Below are 24,540 nucleotides of genomic sequence, written 5' to 3'. Positions count from 1 at the left end.
GCAAGTGTAGCCCCATCAAAATGAGTAAGTGGAAAAAAGAAGGGGCTACTCTGTAAAAATATAGATAAAAATAGCCCCATCAAAATAAGTAAGTAGAAAAAAGAAGGGGGCGAGTTTAAGAAATGTTGTAGAAGATTGCCCTAGCAAATATAAAAAATTAATAAAAGTAGGGCTATTAATAAACTTTAATGAGAGAGATATCTAAAACCTAAAATTTTATATAAATATTAAAATAATGTAACAATAATGACATTTTAAAATTTTAAAAATATGAGATAATAGACATATAAATTGTTTGGAGGTATAAAATGAAGCAATTAAAAACATTCTTAAAAAATGAAATTTTAAGATTTGAAAAAATACAAAGGATATTAAATAAACAAAAATATCCTGATGTTGATGGAATGGTATGTATTAAGAAAAAAGCTAAAAAGATTGAATATTACCATAAATTTAAAAATCATGAGACTTTAAAATTTGAACAAAAATACATTAAAAAGTCAGAAATCAAACTCGCTCAAAGTCTAGCACAAAAATCATATAATAAAAAAATTAAAAATATAGTTAAGAAGATTCTTCCATTGATGAAGAAAATGTATGAATATTTTGATGAAAATTTAATCGATGATGTGTATGATCAATATTCCGATGAGAGGAAAAATTTGGTAATGCCAATGTTTGAGACTAAAGGGCAATATTCGGAAATATGGATAAATCAGCCATATCAGGGAAAAGGATTTGATTCGAGAAGTAATGAAATTTTTACAAATAAAGGTAATCGTGTTAGATCTAAAACTGAAAAGATTTTGGCTGATAAATTTGAAAATTTAGATATTCCATACAAGTACGAATGCCCATTATCTCTAGGAGAAAGAGTAATTTATCCGGACTTTACATTTTTAGATCCTCATACCTGTGAAGAAATTTATTGGGAACATTTTGGAATGATGGACAATCCGCAATATGCAGAAAATGCAATAAAAAAGATAGAATCATATAGTATGAATGGCTTAAAGTTGATATGTACATTTGAAACAGGAAATAGGGCACCTAATAATCAATATGTAGATTGGTTGATTAATCAACATTTATTAGGATAAAATGGATTTCAAAGATGTACATGAAAAAATCCCACCCTAAAGCACAAATCTTCAATAAATCGAATTTTACCAATTTATTTCTGAACACACAAAAGGGAGGAATCATAATTTTTTATTCTAACAAATAATCTCTAAATCACATAAAATTTTGGAATTATCAGTTTTTAATCAATACTATTTTAATATTTTACCAAACAATCATCATTTCCTGATTCTACAACATTCTTTGCAGAATTTAATGCACCTTGTACTAGGTTTTCAACTGCTGTTTCTGAGAAGTAAGCTGTGTGAGGTGTGAATATTACATCATCTCTCTTGATTAATTCTTTCAATACTTCATCATCAATATCACCTTCTTTTGAAAAATCTTTAGTGATGAATTTGGATTCATTTTCGTAAACATCTAAACCGGCACCTAAAAGTTTTCCACTATCTAAAGCTCTTAATACAGCTTTTGTATCAACAAGATTTCCCCTACCTGAATTTAAGATGATTGCTCCATCAGGCATTTTTGAAATTAATTCATCATTGATTACATGAGTATATTCTGGTAGACCTGGTAAGTGTAAGCTTAAGATGTCTGATTGAGAAGCTAATTTTTCAATTGAATCAACATAAGTTAAAACTTCTTTTGCAGCATCATTTGGATATAGGTCATAACCAATAACTTTAGCGCCTAAGCCTTTGAAGAGTCTTGCAGCTTGAGTACCGATTCTACCTGTGCCGATTATACCAACTGTTAATGTTCTGATTTCTCTACAAATTAAATCTGAAGCCCATGTAAAATTGTATTTTTCAACATTTTTTCTGATTTTTGCTGTATTTCTTGAAATTTGTAAAGCAGCACAAACTGTGTGTTCTGCGATAGCGTTTGGAGAATATGAAGGAACATTTGTAAGTTTCATTCCTAATTTTTTTAATAATGCTTTGTTGTACATGTCAAAACCGGCAGATCTTGTTGAAAGAACTTTAACACCTTGTTCTTTAGCGAATTTGTAAACTTCATCATCAATCTCCTTGATTTGTGAAATTATAATAGCATCTTTACCTATTAGCATATCTTTTGTTTCTAAAGATAAGTCTTTATCAGTAACTTCTAGATTGATTTCTGGATTTTGAGCTTTCCATTGTTCAACGGCTTTTTTTTCTACATCTTTTAAGTTAAAATACACTAAATTCATATATTCCTCCTATTTATTTGCTTCATAAATGAATATATCTCTGCTATATAATTTTAATACTTTTGTACAAATTATTTCGATTATATATGCTGAAACAAATGTAATTACAAAATATGAAACGAAAATTAAAATTACATTTAATAATGCTGAACCACCTTGCATTAAAGAATATGCGTTGATTGGTCCGACAAGTCCTGAGAATCCGAAACCGGCTGAAGCGGTTGTACCTTGAATGTTAAATACATATGTTACAATACCGGCAACAATTGCGTTTAAGATTAAAGGAATATTCATAACTGGGTATTTTAACCAGTTAGGCATGTACATTTTCATTGAGCCTAAGAATACTGAGAATGGTATACCTATTTTGTTTACATACATTGCACCAACGATTAATGTCATGGCAGCTGAAGCGATACCCATGTTTGCTGCACCGGAAGCCAATCCTTGTAATCCAACAGCATAAGCTATAGCAACTGTTGAAATTGGTGAAACAATAATTATTGCAAATGAAATTGATAGTAAAATACTCATCAATAGTGGTTGTAATTCAGTGAAGTTTTTGATTATAGCACCAATACCTGTTGTGATTTGTTTTACATATGGTAATAATAGTGTCCCGATTGTACCTGCAACAAGTACTACAATTAGTGGAGCAACAATCATAGTTAAACTACCTAATTTACCTCTGATTAAGCTCATTACATAAACTGCGATAGAAGCTGTAATCATTGTATTTATAAGATCACCAATACCTACTGCTACTAAAGCTCCCTCTTTTAAGTTAATAATCCCCGAACCAATCATTGCAGACACACCTAATAGTGCTGTTTCAATTGGGTTCATTTTAAATTGAAATGCGATAAACACACCAACTAATGTAGGGGTAGCTGCTTGAGAAATTAATAAAATTGTATGTATCATCTTGAAAATTGGATGAGATGGTGCTAAAGCTTTAAAAATTTCTCCTAAGATAGCATTTGGTATAAGTCCAACAACGATTCCCATGGCTGTGCCGTTTAAGATTTTCATTAGAAAACCTTTAAGTTCGATTTTGTTTTCCATAATTTCCTCCTTTGTTTATTAAAAATAATTTTATATTTTATGTTTTCTAAATTCAAATATTTAGTTGTTCTACTTATATGATTATATAAGTAATTAGATAAGTGCTGAAAATAAAGTTTTTATATTTTGAAATGGTAATCTTAAATATAAAAATAGACACGAAATACAGTTTTGAATTAACAGAAAATTGGAGGATTTGTGTTAAAGCTCATTTCGTGTCTGAAAATATTATACAATAATATTTTTGTAAAATAAAGGGGGAATAGCAGAAAAATAGCAAATTTTGACAGATATTTTATATTTTTTTGCAGTTTTGTTAAATTTAAGATAGATTATTTTTAATATTGTTTTTCGGCTCCTTCTAACTGTGTATTTTTTACTGTCTAAGGTATTTATAAATTTTATATTTAGGACATCTACTTAGTTTATTTGTTAAGCTATTATAGAAAAACTAGAAAAAATGAAAACATTTTCTAAAATTTTCTAAAAAATGTTATAAAACGAATTTTCAACCAAAATCATGAAATGGATTGCATTAAATAAATTTAAATTATATCATACATGTGAAATATATTATAAATTGGAGGAGTTATGAAACAAATTTCAAAAAGAGTAATAAGTTTTGTATTAGCGTTTGTTATGGTTGTAGGCTTATTACCTGTAAGTAGGACATCGGTTGCTAAGGCTGAGGGGGAGGAAGTAACTACTAAATCTGAAGGAAGAAAAGCAACTGAGGAATGGCTTAAAAAACATACACCTATAAATGGTGGTTATTATAGGGTGTGGAGTGATGAGGCAAACCCTGATGCTAAAGAACATAAAAATGCTCAAACAAGAATGGGTGATATACCTAAAGAAGTAGATTTGGTGCTAGCATTTTATGATAATGAAATGGCTAGAGTGCCTGAAAAAGTTATGAAGAAATATGTTGATGAGTTACATAAAAAAGGACAAAAGGTAGTAGGCTCTATATTTGTTCATTTGTTGTATGATGATATTAAATATAACAAAAATTTAGAAGAAGAAATTCAAGAAAAATATGGTAATACAGAATATTTGAAAAAAGATGGGGATAGAAGTGTTTTAAGGTTTTCTAATGACGATAAAGGACATCAAGCTAGAGCTGAATTTATATTACATTACTATATGAATAAATATAATTTTGATGGTTTAGATATTGATATGGAGAAAACCAAAGCTGAATTCAATGGTAAAGAAGATCAATATAATAAAGTTTTAGATTTATTATCTAAAAAAGTAGGACCAAAAAGTAATACTGATAAATTATTGATATATGATACAACATATTCAGCTTTTCATCCTGCGTTTGAAAGTCATAAGGATAAATTTGATTTAGTTTTGATTCAATTGTATGGTGGGAGAAGTGAGTATAAAAATACTGAACATTATGTTAATTCTCAGAAAGAAGCAGTGGGAATTCAAAGACTTCAGGATTTTGAAGATAATAAGGAAATGACTTTATTTGATACATTTAAATCTTTAGTTGGATCTGAAAAAATAATGATTGGATTTTCTTATTATGAAGAAAACTCTCATACTACTAAAATATTAACCCCACCTTTATATGACAATAATAGATGGTATGATATTCCAACAACAGATGGAAAAGTTGAAAAAATAATAAAAGATGAAAAAGACAAAGGAGTCTTTGAAGATGGTAAATTTGCTGATTCAAGAGCTGCTAGATATGCAAAATGGCAACCAAAAGATTCCTTAAAAGCAGGGGTGTTTTCATATGCTATTGAGAGAGACGGAGTACCTCATCCTACAAAGGATGATGCTATAAAAGCTTATAATGAATATAGTAAAAATAAAAAAAATAATGATGAAATAGATATAGATAAATGGGTAGAAAATAAAAGACCTGGAAAGAGTGATTCCGATGATTTAGCTCCAACAGATTATGAATACTCAAAAGAGTTAAAAGAAATATTAAATGAAAACAATGATTATGATATAATCGATGAAGAAGATTTTCCTGATGAAAATCTAAGAAAACAAGTTATTTCACAAATTGGTGAATACAAAGGTATGATACCAAGATATAATAAAGAATTAATTTTAGACGATTCTGAAATTAAGGATTTAACAGGGTTAGAAAAATTAGTTAATTTAAATAAATTAACATTAAAAAATTTAGATAAAGTAACTAGCTTAACTCCTGAAAACTTACCGGAAGGTATACGAAAAGAAAGACCTCATACACAATATAAAAAATCAGACGGTAAGTTAGTTTTAGAAAATTTAAGCGGATTAAAAGAATTAAACTTAAGAGGTTTGCATTTAGAAGAGTTAGAAATTATAAATCCTGAAAACCTTAAATCATTAGAAAAATTAGATATATCAGATAATAATTTAGACTTATCGCCGGGTTCAAATAATAGAAAAGTATTTGATGCATTGGTAAAAAATATAAATAATAAAGAAAATGTTAAATTTGACGGACAAGAACCATTCTGGTACTATCCAGAAACATTCTCACCATCATTTGTAAGATTAGAAAAAAATAAATCTTATGATATTGAAAAAGAAGTATTAAAAGGTCAAGTAACATCTCAAGGTTATTATGTAACTGAAGATAAATTTAATGAATACACTTCACGTACAATAGATGGTAAGTCATTTTTGAAAGAGGGGTATACTGTAAAACCTTTAGATTATAGTAAATTTACTATCAAAACAACAAATAGTACTTTAGATCCGGTAGAGAAAAATATAGTAAAAACATATACGGATGAAACATTTATATCAACAATTACAAATGGAGAAGGAAAAGAAGTTCATAAATTGAAGATTGTTGTTGGTGAAGAGAAAGATGTATTGTTCCAAGTTAAACCTGATATAAAAAAAATATATGATTCTACAGCTAGAGATGCTTTTACTTCTGTAGGCTCAAAAATATTTGATGGTAAATTAGATAGTGGGAACCAATTTATCGCTTTTAATGCACCAAAACAAGAAAATGATATGTTCATAGTTTTTGAAGTAGATGGAAATATAAAATTGAATACCTGGGAATTAATTCAGGTTACAAAGGTGGAAGCTTTTAGAAAAAAAGCAAATGTAATTGCTTCATTGGAATATTTGGATGATAAAGATTTTGTATTAGAAGAAAGTCTTTCATATTATGAAAAAATAGAAAAATTAAAATCAAAAAAATGGGAAACTGTTGATACTATAAAAGATGGAACAAAAGATATTTATAAGGGAAAATTCGCATCAACTTCAAGCAGATATTGGAGAGTTAATGTTAAGTCAACTTTAGGAGATGCACCTATTATCCCAGAAGTAAAACTATTCGGTACAAAACTAGATAAATCTCCATTGGAAAATGCAATTAAAGATGCTAAAGAATATTTAGAAAACAAAAAGGGAAATCAAATACCATATGCTCAAGAAGGGCTTGATAAGTTAAGAGAAGTTGTTGAAGATGCTGAAAGAACACTAAAAACAGAAAAATTAACAAAAGAGTTGATTAATTCTAATGCAAACAAAATTTCACAAGCTATTGCAACTTTGACATTAGATAATACCGAAGTAAAAGTTGAAGAAAATATAACTAAAGAAAACTTAAATAAAAAACTTAATGAATTACTTGGAAAAGCTAATAAAATTGATAGTTCAAAATTAAGTGAATCTGTAAAGAGTAAATTGACTGCTGATGTTTCTAATGTTGAATTGTTAATGGAAAATGAAGAAGTAACAGTGAATGCTTTATCAAAATCAGCTGATGAGTTGGAAAAATCGGTTAATGCTGCATTAAAAGAAATTGAACAACAAAAAACTAAAGAAAAAGAAGAAAAAACTTCTGATTCAAAAAAATCTGAAAAACCAAAAAGTAAGTCAACTTCTAAAAAAATTATTTCATTTTTTAAGGATATAAACAAGAAACTTGGAAATATCGTTAAAGGATTTATTCGAGGTTTTATATCCACAATACAAGCGTGGTTTTAGACTATAATATACGCTAAAAACTGCTGTACAGCATAGATTGCTATATAGCAGTTTTTTATTTTAAATCATTTACACTATTTATAATTATTAACAATTTTATCGCAAAATTGTAGAACTATACATAAAAATTAGAAAAGTATTTTTTTATGTAGGTGTTAGAATGTTAATGGAGGGTTTTGTGTAAGTTCATTTCTTATGCAAAATAAAAAAACTCAGGTAAAATCAAAAAACTTACCTGAGTTTTTTTAGACATGAAATAAATTATATTTTGACTGAAATATTTTAATTGAAATTGGAGGATTTCATGTTTAGTTCACTTCAGCCCAACACAATTATATCATAGTTTTTGTTTAAAATAAAGATAATAAGCTAATTTTAGATGATTTATTTCGTTTTAAAATTTATATTTTATAAATTTAGAAATTTTTTTAATAATTTCTAGAAAATCATTTGGATTTAAAGTTTCTTGGATGAAAATCCAGTTAGGGACTTTATTATTTACAGGTATAAAATCAGCTATTACTAAATCAAAATCATCAAAGTTTATATTATCTATTTCTAAAGAGTTGCCATCAAAAAGTACCGTATTAAAAAAGCATTTAAATATCATGTCTAATTGAACTTTAATATTACTTGCATGAACGGAGTTGAATCTACTTATAATTAGTACATTTAATTTATCGGATAAATTATACATCTGAGAGATTAGTCCTTTCCATGTTGATACTGCAACATATGTCAAATGCTCTACTTCATTTTTTTTAATACTTCCTTTTAGTGAAGTTAAATAATTACTTAAATAAGTTTTTATATCGGTTACTAACTCCGGAAATTGTTTATAGATTTGATCAATATACATTTTTCTTCTGTTATATATAACACAATTTGATTTTATATCACTATTATATAATACCGCTGAATTGTGGACACTTATAATTAAATTTTCAATGTTATTTAATTGTAAATTATATTTGTTTTTAATGGAAAATGTGTCAGAAAAACCTCTATGTAGGGATATAGCTATATTTGGACTATAATCAGCTTTGTCAGTAAATTCCTTAAATGTATGTACAAGATCGACATGTACATAATTATAAAATATGTTTATTAGATTATTTTCTGTTAAAGGTATATAGAAAGTTCTAAAAATATTTTGTAAAATGTTTGATTTAAGTAAATTCTTAATTATATCATAGTTTATTTTATTTGTTTCCATTTGAGAAATTACAGGGAAATTTAATTTTGTTCTATGTAAATTTACAGCACATGTCCAAGACATTATTTCTAAATATGAGTACTCAAATTTATTAATATTATTAATTTTGAAATATTCAGTAATAGCTTTTTTTATAGTATTTTTGTTTATGTTGATAAATGGCCATTCATCAATAGCATATTTTTCCTTAAATAATTGAGTGAAAAAGGATCTAATATTCTTTTCGCTTCCTATAAATTTTAGGGATTTTTTATCTAACCTAAAGTTATATTTATTTGTTGCGGCGGTGTTAAATTTATCTATCATTCTGTATATAGTTGAAATGCTTGTGAACTGATTTTCTGCTAAAGAATCAATACTGTTGAATTTATAAAAGAATAATGCTTCAATCATGTTAAAGATATTTGAATTATTTATAATAGTTCTAAAAAAAGTTTCAATGCAAGAATCATTGTTGTAAATTATAGAAATTATATTGTTTGAAGTTTTTATCTTTAATATATCCGGATAGTTTGAATTTAAATATTCGATATCTGATTTTAATACAGAATCTGTTACTTCTAAAATCCTTATAAGATGCTCCTGGCTAATTGAGTTTGAATTAATGTGCAGATGTTTAATAATATCTGTGTGTCTTATAGTACGCTTACCTAAAAGTCTAATCATAATCACCTCTTCAAAAAGTTAGTTCTTAAAATAAAAAAATGAAATTAAAATAGTAAAAAAATAGAATTGTGTATTTTTTGTAATTCTAAATAAAATTATACCTAATTTTTAGGAAAATTTAAAGTTAATTGTAATGATTTTTAACATTAAATTGTAACATATTTTTTTTATTTAATAAATATGGTTATATTAGAATTATGGAAAAATTGTGATTAATTGTCATATTTATAGATATTTTCATATTTGTATAATTTAAGATATGAAATACATTATGCATTATTAATGAAAAAATATTAACATTTTTTTAATTTTTTAAATCAATGAAAACACCGATGATTAACGATATTTTGTCAAAATGATAAATTTAAATAAGGGAAAATGAAATGAATTTTTAAACTATATATGATAGTCTTTAGCTAATATATATTTGAAGTGTAAATGTGAAATAAATATATATTAGTTATTATAATATTGGAAGATAGTATATTAAATAATTTAGAGTTAAGGGGAGAAAATGAAAAATAGATTTAATAAAATATTTTCAATTTTTTTAGGGGTTTCCATATTATTTCAAACATGTGCAACACCGGTAATGGCGTTTCAAAATAATAATCCAAATTCCTTAAAAATAATAAACAATGAAAATACCAAGCAAGAAAATAAGCAATCTAAAACTATTATTGGAACAAATGACTTGAATTCAAGTAGTAAAACCAATAGTTTATATAATGTTGATATTAATAACTTAGGGAGTAAAAACTTAACGTCAAAACAAATAGAAGCAGCAAAAGCTCTATCGCCGGGACAAAGTTTGATTTTTAAGTATCCTAAGATTAATTATGAAGTAGGTGAAAGATTAGATTTATCTTCTATAGAAATTTTAATAAAAAATTTTAATAACGAAATAAGATTATTAAAATATGATGATATATCAAAAAATGAAAAAATAGACATAAATCTTAAACACGGCGATATTATTTATGAAAATTATTATAATTCTTTATTTAATGAAAAGTTTTTAGAAAAAGAAACGAATCATACAAAAAAATCAATCATACAATATTTAGAAAAAAATAAAATTAATCCTTATACCCATTCAATAGCTATTAAAATTCCTAATTTTAGCCCAATAAACATTAAATTAAATATTAAGGATAGCAATTTAAATTTAAGTCCTTTAGAGCTTTTTAGAGCATTAAAAATGAAAAATTCTTCAATGATTTTGTTAGAGGCAGATAAACTTGCATATAAGGTTGATGAAGAAATTAATTTAGAAAAATTTAAATTTTTAGTAAAAAAAGAAACCGGTTTCTTGAATATTATTAATGGAAAAGATATAAAGAGTGAGTCAATAAATGTTGATTTAACAAAAATTGACAAAGATAAAAAGAATTTTGCTAAAGACAAAAATTCTCCTTATATATACACATATATTACTTTATCAAAAAAAGGATTTAAAAATTTATATATCCCAATTACATTAATTAGAAATGATATAGAAAAAAATCAAATCAATAACAAAAATTTTGATATTTTGTCATGGGGATTAAATTTAGATAAAAGTAATTCTATATACACATTAACTTTAGATGTAAAAAATTTATCAGATGTAAAGGAAGCAAAATTTAAATTTTTAAATTCAATTACAAAAACAGCTCAAAATATAAAAATTGATAGAATAGTAAAAACAAATGGCTTTGAGGAAGAAGATATAACTCTTACGAACCCGCTATACAGGGATGAGGATAATATAGAAGATTACAAAGATTTTTCTTCGAAAAAAATGAAGGAAAAACTTGAAAAGCTAGAAGTGAAAAATCCTGTAAAACTTTCCAATTCATTGGAAACGGGGTATAAATACGTATTTTTTATAAAAAAGGATGCAGAAAATAAAAATAATCTTTTATTAGATTTTGAAGCTAAAACAAATGATGAAAAACCATTAAAAAAAGAAGTTGAAATAGCAGCTAAAGATCCTAAAGTAGCTAATATATTAAATAAATTTATCGCATTAAAAGATTCAGAAAACACTCCCAAGGCTGAAGAAAAAGCTAAAGTATACGGGAAGTTTACGATTAAAAAGACTGATGAGAAAGACAATCCTCTAAAAGATGCAGAATTTAGGCTTTCAAGAAGAACGGAAAATGTAAAAAAAGAAGATTTATCTCCGGAAAATTTTGAGCCAGTAACAAAAAGAAGTGGCGAGGATGGAAAGCTAGAATTTGATAAATTAGAACCAGGAATATATACATTAGAAGAAGTTAAGGCACTTTATGGGTATCAAGAATTAAAATATAAATATGTGGTAATAGTTCAAGAATATGGGGATACATTTGTAGTAAAAGAAGATATTTATAATTCTAAAGACTATCCCGTACATGGTGAAATTCAAAGTTTAGACGGGAAAATTAAAGTTACGGATTTTAAAATTGAAATTAAAAAAAATTCATCTCAATATTCGGATTCTAATATTATTGATCCAAGAAATGCTGAACATTTTATAATGAAAACACAATTAGAAATGCCCTCAAAAGTAAGAGCAGGAGATACTTTTACTTTGAAGCTTGATAAAAGGTTAGATATGAAGGGGATTTCACTAGTAGATAAATTTCAGAAGGATTTTATATATAGAGATAAAGTTGTAGCGAAGCATATTAAGACTGAATTCAATAATGAGCAATATACCTTTATATACCAAATGACTAATTTAGCTAATAATTTTACAAATATAAAATTATCAATGGAACGACCATTATTTATAAATGCTAATAAAGTGTTAAATGATGATACTATTAATGATGCAAAAATTAAAATAGGTGGTGTAGAAAAATCTATATTTCCGTTTATAGTAAGGTATAGTAAGACAGTAAAAGAATTAAATTATTATTGGAATTATGATTATACAGGATTAAAGTTTTATTATGATAAAAAAAATAATAATATAGTTTCGTATATTTACGCATACAGCAATCACGTAAATAGCTTAAAAATATCAACTGAAAATATGAATACAAAAAATGCATTTGTAGAAGTATATAAGGTTACTAATTCGAAACATGTAGGAGATAATGGACTTCCAAAAAGTTATGGCCCGGAAGGAATGAATTTTGAAAATAAAATCAATACTAATAGTATAAATTATGAAAATAAAATAGAAATAACAAATTTACCTGAAAATAATATGGCTTATATTATAAAAGTTAGTAATGTGAAAATAATTAACGATGAAATTGATTCATCCATAACGTCTAATATCGGAAATGTTTCTTATATTGCAAAAAAACAAAAAGTAACTGGTTCTGGTGGAGCAGAAGGAAAAGATAATCCTTTAGATCCTATATTATCTACAGTAAAGGTTCAAAATATATCACTTGGTAAATTTGATATTTTAAAGAAATCAAATAGCCTTAATGGTGATATATTCTTAAAAAATGCAGAATTTACTCTTTTTAGGGATGATAAAGCTACAAAACCTCTAAAGATAATCAAAGACTTACAAGGGAAAATAACAGTTATAGGAGATTCTACACAGGGAACACAAGATTATAAAGTTACGTCAGATGATAAAGGAATAGCCAGTTTTGTAAATCTCCCATCAGGAACGTATTATTTAAAAGAGACGAGAGCACCAAAAGGATATTTCTTAAATCCTGATGCTATATGGAGGGTTATAGTTCAAAATGATGGTAAAGTCAAGATTAGTGAATTAAATAATATTGATAAAAATCTTTATAAGATAGTTGATGATGGGGAAAATATTGTAAAAATTGAAATTGTAAATAAAATTGTGGTTTATCCTGCTACAGGTGGAATTGGAACAAGAATATTTACATTCATAGGTCTAAGTTTAATGTCAATAGCATATATTGAATTAAAAAGAAATAAAAAATATATAAAAAAGGGAGAATAATAATGAAAAAAAGAATTATATCAGCATTTATGGCTTTTATCATGGTATTTACTCTGGCAGTTCCGGGCATTGTCGGAGCTGCTGAAGTTGAAGCACCTGTAAAAGTTGAAGAGAATCAATTTACAGGAGAAATAAAAGATGAAAATTTATCTGATAAACCAGAAAAAGAAACAACGGTTATAATCCATAAATTACAAGCGAAAAAATATAATGAAGGAGTTCCAGTAAAACATAATGGTGGAGAATTATCTAAAGACCAATTAAAGTTATTAGGAACAGATATTGAAGAATTAGATGGAGTTGAATTTAACATATATAAAATTAAAGACGAATACTTGTATAATTTAATAACAAAAAATCCTAGTGATTACAATACTGTCAAAAAAATGAAAGATTTAGTTACAAAAAATGCTGTAAACTCTGATAAACAAGTTGAACTTTTAGATCTAAATGTTGTAACATCAAACAAAAGTGGAGCAACAGTTAAATTAGAACAAGGTTATTATTGGATAATAGAAGCTCAAAAACCTGCAGATGTAGTTGAAGAAATAGCATTGCCATTTTCTCTAATTTTACCTTTATCTACTGAAAAAGATGGAAAAACCAAGTTTTTTAAGACTATGAATGTTTATCCTAAAAATGTAGTTAAAAAACCAGAAATAGATAAAAATTTTGCAAAAGAAAATGAACTAAAAGATTTACAATTAAAAGACCGCTTATCAGCTAAAGAAGGTGCAAAATTAGATAATTACTCAAAAGAAAAAGCTAGAGTTAGTGCTGAAATAAGTAAAGAAATTCCCTATGAAGTAATTACTAAGGTTCCAAAAGGGGCAAGTTATAGAAAATTTGTATTAAAAGATATTATGACAAACGGTTTAACATTTAATAAAAATGTTAAAATTATGTTGGATAACAATGAATTGGAAAGTTCATGGTATACTAAAGAAGAAGATAGTAGAGGATTTGAGGTTAAATTTACAGAGAAAGGCTTAACGGAATTATCTAAATTATCTAAACAAAAGGATGTTATATTCACATTAAAATATTCAGCAAATGTTAATGGTAATGCTATAGTAGATAATCCGGAAAAAAATGATATTAGCCTAGAGTATGGAAATACACCAAATAAAGAATTTGGACCAAAAACAGAAGTTAAACCTAAAGATAAAGAACTTATTGTATCTAAAACATGGTATAATGGTAAGACTCCTAAAGATTCTCCAGATAATGTTAAAGTTGTATACTCACTATATAAACAAGATAAACAAGTTGTAGCAGTAACATTAGATAAAAATACAAAAGGGACATTTGATTTAGGTAATGGTATTTTATTTGAAGCACAAGGTAAATTTAATGGTAAATTTATTGGATTAGATGAAAATGAAAAGTGGAAACTTTTTGAAAGAGTATCAGGATATGATGGATTTATTACATCAACAGAAAATGGAAAAGCTGACATTAAAAACATAAAAGATATTGATAATCCTACTCCATTAAAGCCAACAAGTCCAGAAGTTGTAGTTGGAGGAAAGAAATTTGTAAAAACAAATGATTCTACAGCAGAAAATTCAGAGAGACTTTTAGGAGCTACATTTATTGTGAAAAAAGGAGAAGTTTTCTTAGCGGTAGAAGATAACACAAAATCATCGGAAAAACAAACAGCTTTAACTAAGGCGAAGTCTGATTTAGAAAATAGATTAAAAACTTATAATGATATGAATGTCGAAAAGCAAAAGTCAAAAGAAGGTATTGAACTAAAAAAAGAAATAGACCAAGCACAAGAGGTGTTCAATAAAGCGTTCAAAAATGCATCAATAAGATATACTTGGGTGAGTGATCAAACTAAAGCAACTACTTTTGTATCAGATTCACAAGGTAGATTTGAAGTAAATGGATTAGAATACGGTGAATATGAATTAGTAGAGACAATTGCACCAAAAGGATATGCAAAATTAACATCAAATATTAAATTTGAAGTTAAGGCTGGATCATCAACTATAGGAAATATTAATTACAAAGTTGAATCAAAAGGATTTAACGCTCAACAAATCAAAAACAAAAAAATCTCTATCCCACAAACTGGTGGTATTGGTACAGTCATCTTTACAGTAGCTGGTTTAATCATCATGGGTGCAGCGATTTACGCATTGAAGAAAAATAATCAAGAAGTAGATGCTTAATAAAAACTAGATAAGATATTGAGCCATACATGGTATGGCTCGGTAGCTATCTTGTATTTGATATTTAGTAAAGGAGTTTTAATAAATATCAAATATAAGATGAAAAAAGGAGAAAAAAATGCTTAAAAATAAATTTAAATATATAAGAAATATAGTGGCATTCATACTGATTTTAGTGTTTGCTTTTAACTATAATAACGCACTTGCGGATAGTGTTTTGTTGGAAATCCATGTTGGAAATGATAATGATGTAAGAAATATTCTTGCTGAAAATGAAAAAGCCCGCACATATAAGTATTGGGATGTATCGACAAAATACAGTGTCTTTGATGATAGAGTAAAATTAGGAAGTGAATTGTACAAGATGAGTGATGCCGAGCTTGACAGTAAGTATGCGTCGTATGAGGTAGTTGGGCAGTATCAAGATGGGATAATATCAATAAGTGGAATTAAAGACGGATTATACTATTTTAGAAGCAATATTGAGACAAAAAACTTTAAATATATTTCTAGTTTTGTTGCTGAGCTTTCATCAAATAAGAGCGAAAAAGTTGAAATATTTAATAAAAATAAAATAATTCCTTTTGAAAATGGAAAAGTAAAACTATTGAAAGTTGATCAATATGGAAATAAATTATCTCATGTAGGATTTAAGTTATATGAAATAAAAGATGGGAAAGAATTAAGCGTTCCTTTAATTGCTGGCTACCAGTATGCAGAAAACGGAAAAAGAGATTTAACTCTTTATACTGATAAAAATGGAGAAATTAGTGTAGCAAATCTTCCTTTTGGAAGCTATGTATTTAAGGAAGTGAAAGCTTTAGATGGATATTTGGTAAAAAATCCAAATATTGAATTTTTAGTTAATTCTACTGAATTGGTTGAAGTAAAAGTTGAAAATATTAAACCGGAAATTGGAAAATATGAATTTTTAAAAGTTGCAGATAATGCAGAACAAACAAGATTGTCTGGGGCAAAGTTTGAAATTTACAAATTAGAAAATGGTAAGTATGTGCCATTCTTACAAAATGGAAAGAATGTTGTGCTAGAATCAGGGGCTGATGGCAGATTTGTATTAAAAAATGCTCCTTATAGCAAGTACCAAATTAAGGAAATAAAAGCACCTGAGGGATATATTTTAGGCGAAAATGCTATTGACTTTGAGGTAAATAAGGATTCTGGCGAAAAGATTTTAATTATAAAAAATAAACCTAAAGTGCCGGGACTACCACCTACACAACCGGATACAGGTGATAGAGGGGTTATGATTTATGTGATTTTAGGAATTATATCTCTTGGATCATTTGTGATATTGTATTTTGTTAAAAGAAAAAATGATAAATAGCATATAGGAGAATTACAAATTTTGTAACTCTCCTATTTTTATATTAAATATTTATTTACAAGAAATTTCACTATTTCATTGTCGATATAGGAATTAGTATTTTCAAAAGTAACAAGTAAATTTTGTCCAAGAATAATTCCATTTTTATAATAGATATTTATCTTGTCAACAAAAATTTTCACATAGTCGGGATTATCCATCATACCAAAATGCTCCCAATAAATCTCTCTGTTATTTAGGGGGGGTCAAAAATGTAAAATCCGGATTAAAGTTAATTTCTCCAAATTTAATGGGGCATTCATATTTGTATGGAATGTTCATTTTATCGAAATAGTCTGCCAATATCTTTTCGGACTTTGAACGCACACGCTCCCTCCTGTTTGTTAAAATTAATGGGGTATTGTTTGAAAAAGGCTTTTTGGTATATGGTTTATTTAGCCATTCATCCTTAAATTGTTTATAGGGTGTAACTATTGGAGTTATCAACTTTTTCTTTTCTTCGGGTAGTTGGTTATAGATGTGGTCGATACTGGTGTTGGATATAAAACTGTAAGTGCTAGATAAGTTTTGTCCGTAAAATTTTGAATATTTTGAAGAAAATAGCATACAAAAAGCCTTTATATGCCATTTTTGTCCGTAAATTTTAAGTAGGAATGTGAATTACTTCGATAAAAGCAGATGAAATCAATGAAATCGAATATTTTATCCGTAAATTTATCCGAGAAAAGCAGATGAAAGTGTTAAAAATAGAGATTTCATCCGTAAAATGTTCAAAATAGGGGGAAAATATAAAAACTGCCGAGCTACGTTGTTTCCAAGGGCAACGCAGCTCGGCTTCTTATATAACTAATTTATTATAGTGCAATACTGACCTTTTCGAAAAGTTTAATACTATTCATCATTATCTATTAGCCATCTTTTATTTATCAATAGTGATATTGTTTCTGATATTGATAGATAGTCTTTAATTGTTGGATTTTCATGGATGTAAAACCAAGGTTGATTTATTTTTTCTGGTGGGTTGAAATCAGCAATGATTAGGTCGTAATCACTATTTTCAATGTGTTTTAAATCTAAAATGTTTTCTGTGTACAGATGAGTGTCTAAAATTAACTTGAAGTATAAATCAAGTTGACTTTTTAGACTGCCGGCGTGGTAGGAATTAAATCTACTTAGTATTAGTGTTTTCAATTTACTTTTCTTTGAAAATAATTGAGGTATTAGGTCATTCCATGTTGAAATTAAGATATACGTTAAATGATTTATTTCAAATGGCTTGGCAACACCTTTGATTTCAATAAGCAAATCTTGTATGAAAAGTTCTACATCCTTAGTAAATTTTGGGAATACCTGTTTGATTTGTGTTACGTAAAAATCATTCCTGTTGTATGCAATGTAATTTATGTTTGTATTGGTATTATATAAAATTGCTCCATTGTGAATACGAATTATCAGCTCATCTAAATTTTCTAGATTTAACTTAAATTTTTTTCGTATTCGATCTGTTTCAGAAAGAATTTTTAGTAATGAAGAGGATATTAAATTTACATATTTAGATTTTTCAATCATTTCCTTAAAACTAAATATAAAGTCCTTATTTAGATAATTATAAAACAGTTCTATTAAATTATCTTCATTTAATACAATATTAAATTTGTTGAAAAATTCCTTAAAAGGATTAGAATTTATATAGTTTTGTAGTGAATTTAAATTAATATTATTTTTATCGATATTATTCATTATAAAACCTTTGTTTTTTATTCTGGTAAAATTTACAGCACAAATAAGAGACATGATTTCTAAAAATGAATATACAAATTTTGCATTATTTATATTGTAAAATTCTATAATCATATTATGAAAACTTGATCTTTCTATTTCCTTAAAAGGCCATTCGCTATATGCATATTTTTCTTTAAATAATTGAACAAAAAAAGTCCTTACGTTTCTTTCATCCCCTTTGAAATCTAGATTTTTTGTATCAACTTCAAACCCGTAATATTTTTTGGAAATAGTATTAAATTTATTGATTATTCTATAAGTGGTTGAAACACTTAGGTATGAATCATTTGCTAATTCTTCCAATGAATAATATGAATTGAAAAATATATTTTCGATAATATCAAGTATTGAAGAAGACTTAACTATAAATCTATAAAATGATTCAATACTACAGTTATTGATGTATTGAAGTTCGATAATATTGTTATCTAATTTTATAGTTAAAATATCAGAATATAGTTGATTCATGGTTACTATATCTTTTTTTATTGTAGAGTCTTTAATATCCAATTCAATTAATATTTTGTTTTTATTTACAGTGTTTGAATACATATGTAGCAATTTTATAATTTCAATGTGTCTAAGTGTTGATTTGCTAAATAAATTATTCATAATTTTCTCCCATTAATTATTAGTACACTTATTATAAATTAAATAAATATAAAAGTGAATAGAAAAAGATTACATTATTGTAAATTAGGTGTTTTATATATAATATGTTATAATTATAAGTATAAAATTTGTAAAAAGGGAAAATTATTGTGAAAAAGAAGAAAAAGAAATGGATATCAAATTTAATAATCATGATTATATTTTTGATTGGATTATTAGTTTTATCATACCCAATTATTTCAAGGATATACTATAGAATTGAGGCAAATGAACAGATTAAAGATTTTGATATTGAAAAGAAAAATTTATCAAATAAAGAAATTGATAAACGTATGAAATTAGCTAGAGCCTTTAACGATTCTCTTGTAAATAATGTAAATCACGATCCTTATGATGAAAAATTAAAAAGAGAGGGGCGTCAGGAATACGCAAGGATGCTAGAGATACATGAAAGAATAGGTCACGTAGAGATTCCAAAGATTGATACAAATATTCCTGTTTACGCTGGGACTACAGAGAATGTGCTACAAATTGGAGCGGGGCATTTAGAAGGCACATCTTTACCAATTGGTGGAAATAGTACACATACAGTTATAACTGCACATAGTGGATTGCCTACTGCAAGGTTATTTTCAGATTTGAAGAGTCTTGAAATAGGGGATAAATTTTATATTCATAATATTAAAGAAACAATGGCATATCAAGTGGATCAAATTAAAGTTATAGATCCTTCAAATTTTTCAGATTTGCTGATTTCACAGGGACATGATTATGCTACATTGCTTACATGTACGCCAATTATGATAAATACTCACAGGTTGCTGGTTAGAGGGCATAGAGTTTTTTATGTACCTGCGGTTGAAGAAAAGATTATAGCAGAACATGCAGCAAGTCACGTGTATAGATATTTATTTTATGGTTCATTATTCTTAATATTTATATTGATTATATTAATATTTTTAATAAGAAAAAAGAAAAAACAAGCTGAAAAGAAATTAAAGTCACTAAATGAAAATATTGAAAAAATGGAAAATATTCAAGAGGAAATAACAAATGAATAAGATAAATAAGAGAAAAATTATTTTTTATTTTTTATTTGTGCTGGGATTGATGATTTTGTTATATCCGTTTGTTTCACAATGGTTTTATACGATACAATCAAATGAGGAAATTAGACAATTTAACAGGAAGGTTAGTGAACTAGAGTCTAATGATATACAAAATCGTTTAGAATTGGCTAGAGCGTTTAATTCAACATTGAAGGTATCTGCATTATCGGATCCTTATTCTAAAAAACAAAAAGAAGAAGGATTAAAAGCTTATGCAAATATGCTTAGAGTGCAAGAAAAAATAGGATATATAGATATTCCTAAAATAGATGAAAGGTTACCCATATATGCTGGTACATCAGAAAGTATTTTACAAAAAGGTGCAGGTCATTTGGAAGGGACTTCTCTTCCGGTTGGTGGGGAAAATACCCATTCTGTAATAACTGCTCATCGTGGGCTTCCCACAGCTAAGTTATTTACTGATTTAGATAAGATGCAAAAAGGGGATAAATTTTATATTCATGTTTTAAGTGAAGTATTTGCATATGAAGTAGATCAAATTTTGACTGTAGAGCCTACAAATTTTGATCCGGTTTCAGTGCAAAAAGATAAAGATTATGTTACATTGCTGACTTGTACTCCATATATGATAAATTCACATAGATTGTTAGTTAGAGGGCATCGTGTGCCTTATGTTGCAGCTATTGATGACGGAATAATGAATGATGCAAAACCAAAGAATAATTATAAGTTGTACTTGATTATTTCTGTATTTTTTATATTAGTTTTAATTTTGTACATCTATAAAAAGCGAAAAGAAATAAAAATTATTAATAATGAATTGAAAAGTGTAAGTGATGTAGTAAAATAATTTTTACTATATCGAAATTATCGCAAATATTAGATAATTTTATACTACAAACAAGCCTGATATATTCAAATATCAGGCTTGTTTGTGTTTTTTATTAAATTTTTGTGATTTTAAGGGAAACATATTCTTGAAATTTATACAAAATATTATGTAAAAAAACAAAAAAATTGACAATTAAAAAAAATATATATATAATGAAAACGTAAACAAATAAAATAATATAAATAATAAGGAGGATTTAAATGATAAAAAAAATAAGGATAAGTGTATCTGTATTAGGACTGATTGTATTATTTTCGATTGTATTTAATTCAATAGTAAATGCTATGCAAATAGATATAAATATGAATAGATCTTTTTACGAAACATTTTCAGGTGGGAGAAGAGTAGAATACCATACAGGTAATATAATACCAACAGATGATGTTAGTGGAAGAGCTGGTAAATCTTTAGAGGCATATGCAAATAGACCTACTTATGTTAAGGTTGAAGTTAAAGGTATTTCAGGAGGAATTGGTCGTCATTATACTTCTCATTCTAATGATAATGGAGATACTTGGGTATATACGCCTTGGACTGATGATCCAAATGATGATGATACAGCTGAATACGCAAAATATTGGTTTAATGGATATATAATAGAACTAAGATAATGATTGATATAAAACTATCTTTACAAAGATTAAAAAAACAAATTAAATATAATAAGTGGGTTAGTCTATTTTTAATAATTTCGTCTGTATTGTGTATTTTGTTCTTTACCAGTTTATTTGTTAGATATATGCCTCAATTTAATAATAGGCGACAAAATAATACAAAATATAGATTTTATAGTTTGATTTTTTCTAAAAGTTTAACTCATGAAGATTTTAATTCTTTAGAAAAAAAATTGCCGGAGTTAGATTCATTAAAGATTACAGGCGTTAACTCAAATGAGATTGTTTCTGATGAAAATAATGAAAAAATATATTTCTCAACATATTTATCGGAAACGAATTTTATAAATAAAGTTGAACTTAAAAATTCCAGTATTGATAGACTTTCTAAGTTGGGGAAAAATGAGGTTTTAGTGCCCGTTTCTTATAATTTGAAAAAAGATAATAAAATTATAAGAAAAAATGGAGTAGATTTAAAAGTTGTTGGATATTGGCAAGGGGTTGATTTTTTAGTAAATTTTGAAACATTTTTAAAAATTTCTGAAATAAATCAGATTGTCTTTAGAACTAAAAATGTATTGAGTACAGAAAAATTAAATGAATTGTATAGGTCTCTTTTTAATTATCCGATACAATCAATGAATTCACCCATAGATGTTTATCAAAAAGATAAAGATATGAGTATTACAGTTATTGTAATAATAAATATAATATATGCCCTTTCTATAATTTCTTATTCATCAATTTTTTGGATAGTAATAAGATTTTTGGAAAAAGATCTACGAGTATATAGAATAATTGGTATGACTAAAAAAAGAATATTTATCGGCATATTGCTAGATGTTTTTATTTTTATAATTTTAAGTACTATAATTGCGTTTGTTATTCACGAATTGATGTGGGATTCATTTTTTAGAAAAGCGAATAATTTTTTAGCAAATAATCTTCAAATACAAGATTATTTATTTATATTTGTTTTGATAATGATTTTAAGTTTTGTAATAATTTCTCCATATATCTATAAATTATTGAAAGATATAATAAATAAGAAAAAGGAGATAGACTAATGAAAAAATTATTAATTTATAATAAAAGAAGTATTTTGCAACATGTTATATTTTCTATTTCATTTTCTTTATTATTGTTAATATTTATTATATATTTTTCTCCTGTTAGATATTATCAACAATCTTTTGAAAAGTATAAAAAAGCAAATCTTAAAAACGTTTATTTTGTTATTAATTCAAATCAAAAAAAATTAAGTAAGGAATTTTTTATAGATTTAAAAAACAAAGAAAATGTAAAAAATATTTTTTTAAATGTATTTCCAAATTGGAAAATTGATGAAAATAGTGGATTGTATTCACTACCTCAATTTTATGATTTAGAAGATTATAATACTTTTCCTATAGAATTAAATAATGATATAAATATTTTAAAATTAGAAAAATTACCAGAAAATAATTATTATTTAATTTTATCTCCATTTTCTAAAGCGAAAGTTGGAGATAAAATAAGATTAGTTGACAAAGACAATAATATTGTTATTTTACATGCAATTTCAAGAGAAAAAATAGATCAAATATATTTAGATACATTTAATTACTCATCAAAAAATATTTGGGCGAATATTTTTAAAATTAGTAATAAAAGAGATTATATAATTGTAGATAATAAATATGATAGCATTTATAAATGGTTTAATTCGAATAATTTTTTAATTGAGTTTTCTGAAAATGAAAAAAATAAAAATGAATCTGTTATAAATTATCTAAAAAGTAACGACTTTTATTTAGAAGGTGCAGCTAATATAAATGCGAACACTGTTCAAACTATTAATCGAGCGATATATTTAAATATTAGTTTTTTGATTACAGGATTTTTAATATTTACCTTATTATTTATAAACTTATCATTTTTAAATAATTATAGATTTAATAAGAGATATATTATTTATAGAAAATTAGGAGCGACAAATTTAGAAATTGTTTTTTATCGCATATTAGCAAATATATTAGCCTTATTATTTGGTCTACTATTGTCATGGATATTTATTTATATTTTAAATATTATTAAACCTGATATAATTTTTATGAAAGAAAATTTATCATTTGATACAACTTTATTTACTTGGACATTAACAATTTTTATGTTTTATGTTTTATTGAGTTGTTTTATTCAAATAGTAAATTTAAGAGATAAATTTAAAAAGAGAGGTTGCAGATGATAAATATAAAAAATGTTAGCAAGGAATATATATCAGATGGAGGAATAAAAATAAATGCACTATCAAATATTTCTTTTAATTTTGAAAAAGGGAAATTTTACTCAATTACAGGACCTTCAGGCTCAGGGAAATCAACACTGCTAAATATTATTGCGTTATTGTTATCTTTTGAAAAAGGTGAGTATTTTATTGATGAAATAAATATTAAAAATTTTAATGATAAAAAATCCAGTCTTTTTAGGAATTCATTTTTTGGCTTTGTTGTACAAGATTATGAATTATTAGATAGTGAAAGTGCAATATTTAATATTCAATTACCTTCATATATCGGAAAAAAGTCAAGAAAATATATTAATGAGCGAAGTAAAAAAATATTAGACTTTTTGAATATTAAAGATATAAAAGATAAGAAAGTTATGAATTTATCTGGAGGGCAAAAGCAAAGAGTTGCTATAGCTAGAGCTCTTATGAATTCACCAAAGGTGATATTAGCTGATGAACCTACAGGAGCCTTAGATTATGATAATGGATTACAAGTTATGAATATTTTTAAGGATATTGTAAAAAATGAGGGTGTTACAGTGATAATGGTAACTCATAATCAAGAATTTGCAAAAATAGCGGATCAAATGTTAACTATTAAAGATGGAAGATTATATACAAGATAAAAAATAAATAATAAAGATTAATATCGAGTTAAATATA

The 24,540-nt window shown here is 26.2% G+C and carries 17 protein-coding genes; 11 read left to right on the top strand and 6 right to left on the bottom strand.

The genetic code is table 11. The features are described from left to right. Positions 1–308 precede the first annotated feature (308 nt). Entirely contained in the window at positions 309–1,100 is a 792-nt protein-coding gene (locus tag ABGF45_RS04060) for a hypothetical protein (RefSeq protein WP_134744547.1), read from the top strand. Positions 1,101–1,279: 179 nt separating this feature from the next. Here the strand turns inward: ABGF45_RS04060 and ABGF45_RS04055 are convergent, their stop codons facing one another. Beyond that, on the bottom strand, positions 1,280–2,281 hold the full coding sequence (locus ABGF45_RS04055) for a D-2-hydroxyacid dehydrogenase (protein WP_134744548.1): 1,002 nt from the start codon (positions 2,279–2,281) through the stop codon (positions 1,280–1,282). Between the two features lie 9 nt (positions 2,282–2,290). Further along, positions 2,291–3,346 carry a PTS transporter subunit IIC gene (locus ABGF45_RS04050; RefSeq protein ID WP_134744549.1) on the bottom strand — a complete coding sequence of 352 codons (1,056 nt, stop codon included), beginning with the start codon at positions 3,344–3,346 and terminating at the stop codon, positions 2,291–2,293. 591 nt (positions 3,347–3,937) lie between these two features. Here ABGF45_RS04050 and ABGF45_RS04045 point away from each other — a divergent pair. Continuing rightward, positions 3,938–7,321, top strand: coding sequence for a hypothetical protein (locus ABGF45_RS04045; protein WP_134744550.1), 3,384 nt, complete (start codon positions 3,938–3,940; stop codon positions 7,319–7,321). A gap of 394 nt (positions 7,322–7,715) precedes the next feature. On the opposite strand, the gene ABGF45_RS04040 is transcribed toward ABGF45_RS04045, so the two are convergent. Further along, positions 7,716–9,203, bottom strand: coding sequence for a helix-turn-helix domain-containing protein (locus ABGF45_RS04040; protein WP_134744551.1), 1,488 nt, complete (start codon positions 9,201–9,203; stop codon positions 7,716–7,718). A 514-nt stretch (positions 9,204–9,717) separates the two neighbouring features. Between ABGF45_RS04040 and ABGF45_RS04035 the strand changes: the two genes are divergently transcribed. The 3 genes from ABGF45_RS04035 to ABGF45_RS04025 all read left to right on the top strand — a co-directional run bounded on the left by ABGF45_RS04035 (position 9,718) and on the right by ABGF45_RS04025 (position 16,638). Further along, positions 9,718–13,113: a SpaA isopeptide-forming pilin-related protein gene (locus tag ABGF45_RS04035; protein ID WP_134744520.1), complete on the top strand. Its 3,396-nt coding sequence runs from the start codon at positions 9,718–9,720 to the stop codon at positions 13,111–13,113. Positions 13,114–13,115: 2 nt separating this feature from the next. Further along, positions 13,116–15,293: a SpaH/EbpB family LPXTG-anchored major pilin gene (locus ABGF45_RS04030; RefSeq protein ID WP_134744519.1), complete on the top strand. Its 2,178-nt coding sequence runs from the start codon at positions 13,116–13,118 to the stop codon at positions 15,291–15,293. Positions 15,294–15,411: 118 nt separating this feature from the next. Then, positions 15,412–16,638, top strand: a complete 1,227-nt coding sequence (locus ABGF45_RS04025) for an LPXTG cell wall anchor domain-containing protein (RefSeq protein ID WP_134744518.1) — start codon at positions 15,412–15,414, stop codon at positions 16,636–16,638. Between the two features lie 38 nt (positions 16,639–16,676). Here the strand turns inward: ABGF45_RS04025 and ABGF45_RS04020 are convergent, their stop codons facing one another. The 3 genes from ABGF45_RS04020 to ABGF45_RS04010 form a co-directional block, all read right to left on the bottom strand. Continuing rightward, on the bottom strand, positions 16,677–16,841 hold the full coding sequence (locus tag ABGF45_RS04020) for a hypothetical protein (protein ID WP_167554150.1): 165 nt from the start codon (positions 16,839–16,841) through the stop codon (positions 16,677–16,679). Positions 16,842–16,869: 28 nt separating this feature from the next. After that, positions 16,870–17,004 carry a hypothetical protein gene (locus ABGF45_RS04015; RefSeq protein ID WP_280633980.1) on the bottom strand — a complete coding sequence of 45 codons (135 nt, stop codon included), beginning with the start codon at positions 17,002–17,004 and terminating at the stop codon, positions 16,870–16,872. Positions 17,005–17,529: 525 nt separating this feature from the next. Beyond that, positions 17,530–19,032 (bottom strand): helix-turn-helix domain-containing protein, encoded by a 1,503-nt coding sequence (locus ABGF45_RS04010; RefSeq protein WP_134744517.1) that lies wholly within the window; start codon positions 19,030–19,032, stop codon positions 17,530–17,532. Positions 19,033–19,223: 191 nt separating this feature from the next. Between ABGF45_RS04010 and ABGF45_RS04005 the strand changes: the two genes are divergently transcribed. The 6 genes from ABGF45_RS04005 to ABGF45_RS03980 all read left to right on the top strand — a co-directional run bounded on the left by ABGF45_RS04005 (position 19,224) and on the right by ABGF45_RS03980 (position 24,503). Further along, complete coding sequence (locus tag ABGF45_RS04005) at positions 19,224–20,093, top strand: class C sortase (RefSeq protein WP_134710972.1); 870 nt, start codon at positions 19,224–19,226, stop codon at positions 20,091–20,093. Next, entirely contained in the window at positions 20,086–20,952 is an 867-nt protein-coding gene (locus ABGF45_RS04000) for a class C sortase (protein ID WP_134744516.1), read from the top strand. Before ABGF45_RS04005 ends, ABGF45_RS04000 begins: the two co-directional genes overlap by 8 nt. A 242-nt stretch (positions 20,953–21,194) precedes the next feature. After that, entirely contained in the window at positions 21,195–21,605 is a 411-nt protein-coding gene (locus tag ABGF45_RS03995) for a hypothetical protein (RefSeq protein ID WP_134744515.1), read from the top strand. Then, positions 21,605–22,675 carry an ABC transporter permease gene (locus tag ABGF45_RS03990; protein WP_134744514.1) on the top strand — a complete coding sequence of 357 codons (1,071 nt, stop codon included), beginning with the start codon at positions 21,605–21,607 and terminating at the stop codon, positions 22,673–22,675. The genes ABGF45_RS03995 and ABGF45_RS03990 overlap by 1 nt, the downstream gene beginning before the upstream one ends. After that, positions 22,675–23,835, top strand: a complete 1,161-nt coding sequence (locus ABGF45_RS03985) for a hypothetical protein (RefSeq protein WP_408112631.1) — start codon at positions 22,675–22,677, stop codon at positions 23,833–23,835. Before ABGF45_RS03990 ends, ABGF45_RS03985 begins: the two co-directional genes overlap by 1 nt. Next, on the top strand, positions 23,832–24,503 hold the full coding sequence (locus tag ABGF45_RS03980) for an ABC transporter ATP-binding protein (protein ID WP_134744241.1): 672 nt from the start codon (positions 23,832–23,834) through the stop codon (positions 24,501–24,503). Before ABGF45_RS03985 ends, ABGF45_RS03980 begins: the two co-directional genes overlap by 4 nt. The last annotated feature ends 37 nt before the right edge of the window (positions 24,504–24,540 follow it).

Source organism: Helcococcus sp. KG196, from assembly GCF_046035495.1.
GTDB classification, from domain to species: domain Bacteria; phylum Bacillota; class Clostridia; order Tissierellales; family Peptoniphilaceae; genus Helcococcus; species Helcococcus ovis.
This window is presented reverse-complemented; position numbering and strand designations above follow the sequence as displayed.